The sequence below is a fragment of the Streptococcus sp. 1559 genome (assembly GCF_013276735.1).
Taxonomy (GTDB): Bacteria; Bacillota; Bacilli; order Lactobacillales; family Streptococcaceae; genus Streptococcus; species Streptococcus pseudopneumoniae.
This window is the reverse complement of sequence record NZ_VMLO01000130.1, coordinates 1-6,378: the sequence shown is the minus strand read 5'-3', so window position 1 is coordinate 6,378 and position 6,378 is coordinate 1. Positions and strand designations below refer to the sequence as shown.

General features: G+C 38.5%; 7 protein-coding genes and 1 pseudogene. 7 read left to right on the top strand and 1 reads right to left on the bottom strand.

What is annotated here, in order from left to right:
• A pseudogene (locus tag HT688_RS11345) lies at positions 1-157 on the bottom strand (glycosyl hydrolase family 25); the annotation flags it as partial.
• Positions 158-299: 142 nt separating this feature from the next.
• Between HT688_RS11345 and glmU the strand changes: the two are divergent.
• The 7 genes from glmU (at position 300) to HT688_RS11310 (ending at position 6,298) form a co-directional block, all read left to right on the top strand.
• Entirely contained in the window at positions 300-1,679 is a 1,380-nt protein-coding gene (gene glmU / locus HT688_RS11340; protein ID WP_016399242.1) for a bifunctional UDP-N-acetylglucosamine diphosphorylase/glucosamine-1-phosphate N-acetyltransferase GlmU, read from the top strand.
• Positions 1,680-1,688: 9 nt separating this feature from the next.
• A complete protein-coding gene (locus HT688_RS11335; RefSeq protein WP_000393810.1) occupies positions 1,689-2,234 on the top strand; it encodes an NUDIX hydrolase in 546 nt (181 codons plus the stop codon).
• An 11-nt stretch (positions 2,235-2,245) separates the two neighbouring features.
• Positions 2,246-2,560, top strand: coding sequence for a cell wall synthase accessory phosphoprotein MacP (gene macP, locus HT688_RS11330; protein ID WP_000517865.1), 315 nt, complete (start codon positions 2,246-2,248; stop codon positions 2,558-2,560).
• A gap of 16 nt (positions 2,561-2,576) precedes the next feature.
• Positions 2,577-3,269 (top strand): 5'-methylthioadenosine/adenosylhomocysteine nucleosidase, encoded by a 693-nt coding sequence (locus tag HT688_RS11325; protein ID WP_172923809.1) that lies wholly within the window; start codon positions 2,577-2,579, stop codon positions 3,267-3,269.
• Positions 3,270-3,345: 76 nt separating this feature from the next.
• On the top strand, positions 3,346-3,837 hold the full coding sequence (gene rocS, locus HT688_RS11320; RefSeq protein WP_172923808.1) for a chromosome segregation protein RocS: 492 nt from the start codon (positions 3,346-3,348) through the stop codon (positions 3,835-3,837).
• A 98-nt stretch (positions 3,838-3,935) separates the two neighbouring features.
• The gene (locus tag HT688_RS11315) at positions 3,936-4,526 is read left to right on the top strand and encodes a 3'-5' exonuclease (RefSeq protein WP_016397912.1); all 591 of its coding nucleotides are present in this window, start codon (positions 3,936-3,938) and stop codon (positions 4,524-4,526) included.
• 8 nt (positions 4,527-4,534) lie between these two features.
• Complete coding sequence (locus tag HT688_RS11310) at positions 4,535-6,298, top strand: glycerophosphoryl diester phosphodiesterase membrane domain-containing protein (protein WP_172923807.1); 1,764 nt, start codon at positions 4,535-4,537, stop codon at positions 6,296-6,298.
• Positions 6,299-6,378: the final 80 nt, after the last annotated feature.

Here is a 6,378-nt window from a genome sequence, read left to right as displayed (position 1 = left end):
TAAGTGATAAAGTCGGGAAAGCCTGTGCTTCAATCTGTGCTATATTGGATTTTGTTTTAAACGATTGGTTGTCATTAAGTGGGCGATTGATGATTAAAATGAACATCATAATCCCCAAAAAACTAAATAAAATAAGTGGATGAATTTGTTTTCTCATATCTTATAATTCTACCCTAAAAATCAAAAAAATCAAAAAAATGGGTTAAGGAAGAGACTTTAGAGCATTTTTTCATTCAAGAGTGCGGAATGATTTGAAATATGGTATAATAAAAGGGAATTTCTACAGAAAAGAGAAAATTATGTCAAATTTTGCCATTATTTTAGCAGCGGGTAAAGGGACTCGCATGAAATCTGATTTGCCAAAAGTTTTGCACAAGGTTGCGAGTATTTCTATGTTGGAACATGTTTTCCGTAGTGTGGGAGCTATCCAACCTGAAAAGACAGTAACAGTTGTAGGACACAAGGCAGAATTGGTTGAGGAGGTCTTGGCTGGACAGACAGAATTTGTGACTCAATCTGAACAGCTGGGAACTGGTCATGCAGTTATGATGACAGAACCTATCTTAGAAGGTTTGTCAGGACACACCTTGGTCATTGCAGGAGATACTCCTTTAATCACTGGTGAAAGCTTGAAAAACTTGATTGATTTCCATATCAATCATAAAAATGTGGCCACTATCTTGACTGCTGAAACGGATAATCCTTTTGGCTATGGACGAATTGTTCGTAATGACAATGCTGAGGTTCTTCGTATTGTTGAGCAGAAGGATGCTACAGATTTTGAAAAGCAAATCAAGGAAATCAACACTGGAACATACGTCTTTGACAACGAGCGTTTGTTTGAGGCTTTGAAAAATATCAATACCAATAACGCTCAAGGCGAATACTATATTACAGACGTCATTGGTATTTTCCGTGAAACTGGTGAAAAAGTTGGCGCTTATACTTTGAAAGATTTTGATGAAAGTCTTGGGGTAAATGACCGTGTGGCGCTTGCGACAGCTGAGTCAGTTATGCGTCGTCGCATCAATCATAAACACATGGTCAACGGTGTTAGCTTTGTCAATCCAGAAGCAACTTATATCGATATTGATGTTGAGATTGCTCCGGAAGTTCAAATCGAAGCCAATGTTACCTTGAAAGGGCAAACGAAAATTGGTGCTGAGACTGTTTTGACAAACGGTACTTATGTAGTGGACAGCACTATCGGAGCAGGAGCGGTCATTACCAATTCTATGATTGAGGAAAGTAGTGTTGCAGACGGTGTGACAGTCGGTCCTTATGCTCACATTCGTCCAAATTCAAGTCTGGGTGCCCAAGTTCATATTGGTAACTTTGTTGAGGTGAAAGGATCTTCAATCGGTGAGAATACCAAGGCTGGTCATTTGACTTATATCGGAAACTGTGAAGTGGGAAGCAACGTTAATTTCGGTGCTGGAACTATTACAGTCAACTATGACGGCAAAAACAAATACAAGACAGTCATTGGAGACAATGTCTTTGTTGGTTCAAATTCAACCATTATTGCACCAGTAGAACTTGGTGACAATTCCCTCGTTGGTGCTGGTTCAACTATTACTAAAGACGTGCCAGCAGATGCTATTGCTATTGGTCGCGGTCGTCAGATCAATAAAGACGAATATGCAACACGTCTTCCTCATCATCCTAAGAACCAGTAGGAACCTATCATGGAGTTTGAAGAAAAAACGCTTAGCCGAAAAGAAATCTATCAAGGACCAATATTTAAACTGGTCCAAGATCAGGTTGAATTACCAGAAGGCAAGGGAACTGCCCAACGGGATTTGATTTTCCACAATGGGGCTGTCTGTGTTTTAGCAGTAACGGATGAACAAAAACTTATCTTGGTCAAGCAGTACCGCAAAGCTATCGAGGCTGTCTCTTACGAAATTCCAGCCGGAAAATTGGAGGTAGGAGAAAACACAGCCCCTGTGGCAGCAGCTCTGCGTGAATTAGAGGAAGAAACAGCTTATACAGGGAAGTTAGAACTCTTGTACGATTTTTACTCAGCCATTGGCTTTTGTAATGAAAAGTTAAAACTATACATAGCCAGCGATTTGACAAGGGTAGAAAATCCGCGTCCCCAAGATGACGATGAGACCTTGGAAGTCCTTGAAGTGAACTTAGAAGAAGCCAAGGAATTGATCCAATCAGGTCATATCTGTGATGCCAAGACAATTATGGCTGTTCAATATTGGGAATTGCACAAAAAATAGAGGAGGTCAATATGGGTAAACCTTTATTAACGGATGAAATGATTGAAAGGGCTAATAGAGGCGAAAAAATTTCAGGTCCTCCTTTGCTAGATGATAATGAGGAGACAAAAATTTTACCAACCTCTTCTTCCCGTTTTGGTTATGCCAATCCTAAGGATCATGGTTTTAGCCAGGAAACCTTGAAGATTCAGGTCGAACCGTCTATTCATAAAAGCCGTCGCATTGAAAACACCAAGAGAAATGTCTTCAATTCTAAACTGAATAAAATCTTATTTGCAGTCATCTTTCTCTTGATTTTGCTTGTCTTAGCAATGAAACTGTTGTAATAGAAAAGGAATTGAAATGAAAATAGGAATTATTGCAGCTATGCCAGAAGAACTGGCTTATTTAGTCCAGCATTTAGACAATGCCCAAGAGCAAGTTGTTTTGGGGAATACCTATCATACAGGAAGCATTGCCTCGCATGAAGTCGTTCTTGTAGAAAGTGGAATTGGTAAGGTCATGTCTGCTATGAGTGTGGCGATTTTGGCTGATCATTTTCAAGTGGATGCTTTGATTAACACGGGATCTGCTGGAGCAGTAGCAGAGGGTATCGCTGTTGGGGATGTCGTGATTGCTGACAAATTAGCCTATCATGATGTGGATGTCACAGCTTTTGGCTATGCTTATGGACAAATGGCGCAACAACCGCTTTATTTCGAATCAGATAAAACCTTTGTTGCCAAAATCCAAGAGAGTTTATCTCAATTGGACCAGAACTGGTATCTTGGTTTGATTGCTACAGGAGATAGTTTTGTTGCAGGAAATGATAAGATAGAAGCGATTAAGTCTCATTTCCCAGAAGTTTTAGCAGTTGAGATGGAAGGAGCAGCTATTGCTCAGGCATCGCATGCTCTTAATCTCCCAGTCTTAGTCATCCGAGCTATGAGTGACAATGCCAACCATGAAGCAAACATCTTTTTTGATGAGTTTATTATTGAAGCTGGACGTCGCTCTGCCCAAGTCTTGTTAGCCTTTTTGAAGGCTTTAGATTAAGCGGAAATTTGACAGTTTTTCTAGCTTATGATAAGATTTAAGTAAAGAAAAGCTAGAAAACGTTTCAGAGGATATTATGAGTATTGAAATGACTGTCAGTGAGATTGCAGAGGTCTTAGGATTATCTCGCCAAGCAATCAATAACCGTGTCAAAGAATTACTAGAAGAAGACACAGATAAAAATGACAAAGGGGTAACAGTTGTTACCAGAAGTGGCTTGATTAAGCTAGAAGAAATCTATAAAAAAACGATTTTTGAAGATGAGCCTGTCAGTGAAGATGTCAAACAACGTGAACTGATGGAGATTCTAGTGGATGAGAAGAATGCAGAAATTCTTCGTCTTTATGAACAATTAAAAGCCAAGGATCGTCAGTTATCAGAAAAAGACGAGCAGATGCGTATCAAAGACCGTCAGATTGCTGAGAAAGACAAACAATTAGATCAGCAACAACAATTGACCCTTCAAGCCATGAAGGATCAAGAAAATCTCAAGCTAGAGCTGGACCAAGCAAAAGAAGAAGTCCAATCCACTAAGAAAGGCTTTTTTGCTCGTTTATTTGGAGGATAATCAAGGAGCTGTTTAGGTTAAATGCTAACCTGATAGCTTCTTTTGTTTCGAAATAGTATAGTTGCTCAAGTAAAATAAGAGTAGAGGAGAGGTATAGAATGGAAAAATTAGAAGATTATATTGCTTTTGACTTAGAATTTAATCAGCACGAAGGAGAGACACACCTGATTCAAGTATCGGCAGTGCGTTTTAGAGATGGTCAGGAAATCGATGCCTATGATTCCTATGTTCATACCAATGTACCTCTAAAAAGTTTTATCAATGGTTTGACAGGGATTACGGCTGAGACCTTAAAAGATGCTCCACCAGTGGAGAAAGTTATAAAAGAATTCCAAGAGTTTGTGGGTTCTTTACCGATAATAGGTTACAATGCTGCGAAAAGTGATTTGCCTATTTTAGCAGAGCATGGTTTAGACTATAGCCAGCAGTACAAGGTAGATTTGTATGATGAAGCTTTTGAACGCCGTAGTTCGGATTTACATGGTATTGCCAATCTCAAGTTGCAGACCGTTGCCTCATTTCTTGGATTTCAAGGTCAGTCTCATAATAGCTTAGAGGATGCTCGGATGACGGCGCGTGTTTACGAGTTCTTCCTAGAGTCGGATCAAGCTAGAGAATTATTAGGGACAGAAAGTAGCCTACCAAACAATCCTTTTGGTGGCTTGGACTTGTCTCAATTATTTGACTAGGAGTGCTTATGAAACCTGAAAAACCTAAAAAATTGGGTTTTAAACAGATTTACCTCAATCTTGATAAAATCCTCTTTCTATTTTTCTTGATTTTTATGATAGTGGAGTATTTGTGGGTACCATTCAATTCATGGTTGGCTAGCTTCTTATTAGATCAGACAGGTTATCTTTTTATTTCCTATAACAATGTCTTAGCCATCCTTACTCATTCTCCATTGATTAGTCTAGCTTTTTTAGCCTTGATTGTAATTAACCTTCTGGTTGCTTATTTTCAAATAGGACTCCTCTTTATTGGTGCTCGTCATCTCCTCTATAATGAAAAGCGAAGGCTAATTGAGTATATCCGCAAGGTTTTCCATGAAAGTTTTGGATTTATGAAAAAGCTAACTTGCGCTAAAGCCTTGTTTATCTTTTTCTATATAGCTATGCTTTTTCCTTTTATACGGAAAATGCTGAAGATTTATTATCTTAATAAAATCGTCATTCCAGAGTTTATCCAAGCTTATTTAGAAGATAAATATTGGATGTGGTGGCTGAGCATCCTACTTCTATCTCTTATCTTTCTCTATGTCTCTGTCAGATTGATGTTTGCCCTTCCGAAGATTGTATATGATCAGCTGACTGTTCGAGAAGCAGTGATGTTTAGCTTGGAGAAAACCAAGAAGAGAGTTACTTTTTATGCTTGGAATTTATTTTACATCTTGCTCAAAGCACATTTATTATTTTATCTTCCTTTGATTCCTTTATTATTGGCTCAAACTTTGGTAGATGATATCACTCAGAGAGAGTCTCTGATTCTTGGTATTTTGAATTTTGTCGTGATTAAAAATCTCTATTATATGGCTCTGACTTATTTTTTGGTTAAATTTGTTTCATTTTTGACAGGAAAGGAGCTGGATATGCTTCCTAGGAGAGAAAAAGATCACATCGTGCGATGGGGTGTCATGACTTGTGCCAGTCTTTTCTTTGCCTTAGAAGGTTATATTTATCTGGAGGCTCCCATGGTTCATCTACCTCAACTTATTTCTCACCGAGGGGTTTCCAATGCAAATGGGATTCAAAATACAGTAGAGTCCTTGGAAACTACAGCACAACTCAAACCAGACTTGGTGGAGACGGACGTGCAGGAAACAAAAGATGGGCAGTTTGTCATGATGCATGATGCTAACTTGAAAAATCTAGCAGGTATCAATAAAAGTCCTCAAGACTTAAACTTGGAGGAGCTTAAAGGGATTGATATTTTTGAAAATGGCTACCAGACTAAAATTTCAAGCTTTGAAGATTATCTCAGTCGAGCCAACGAACTTGGTCAAAAATTACTAATTGAAATTAAAACCAGTAAAAAAGATAGTCCAGACATGATGAACCGCTTTTTAGCCCGTTATGCTGCAAAGCTCAAGATTTATGGACATCAAATCCAGTCTTTAGACTACCATGTTGTCGAAAAAGTAAGACAGTATGATGCCGAACTGCCAGTTTATTTCATCATGCCCTACAATTCTGTCTTTCCTAAAACAAGAGCGACAGGATATACTATGGAGTACTCAACCTTGGATGAATATTTTGTAAGCAAACTATGGACAACGGATCAGAAACTTTATGTCTGGACTGTCAATGATTCAGAAGCTATCAGCAAATCTCTTCACTTAGGAGTAGATGGAGTGATTACAGATGATTTGGAAAAAGTTCAGCGGGAAATAGAAGTAGCCCAAGAAGATCCAGAATATACGGATTTGCTCTTGAAAAAAGCATTGGAATTCTTTGAATTTTAGTAATAAAAAAGAGGAACGGTTGTTCCTCCCATGATAGGTAAGTATTTTTCGGAGAGCCTGTTTTTTTATTATGGCTTCAA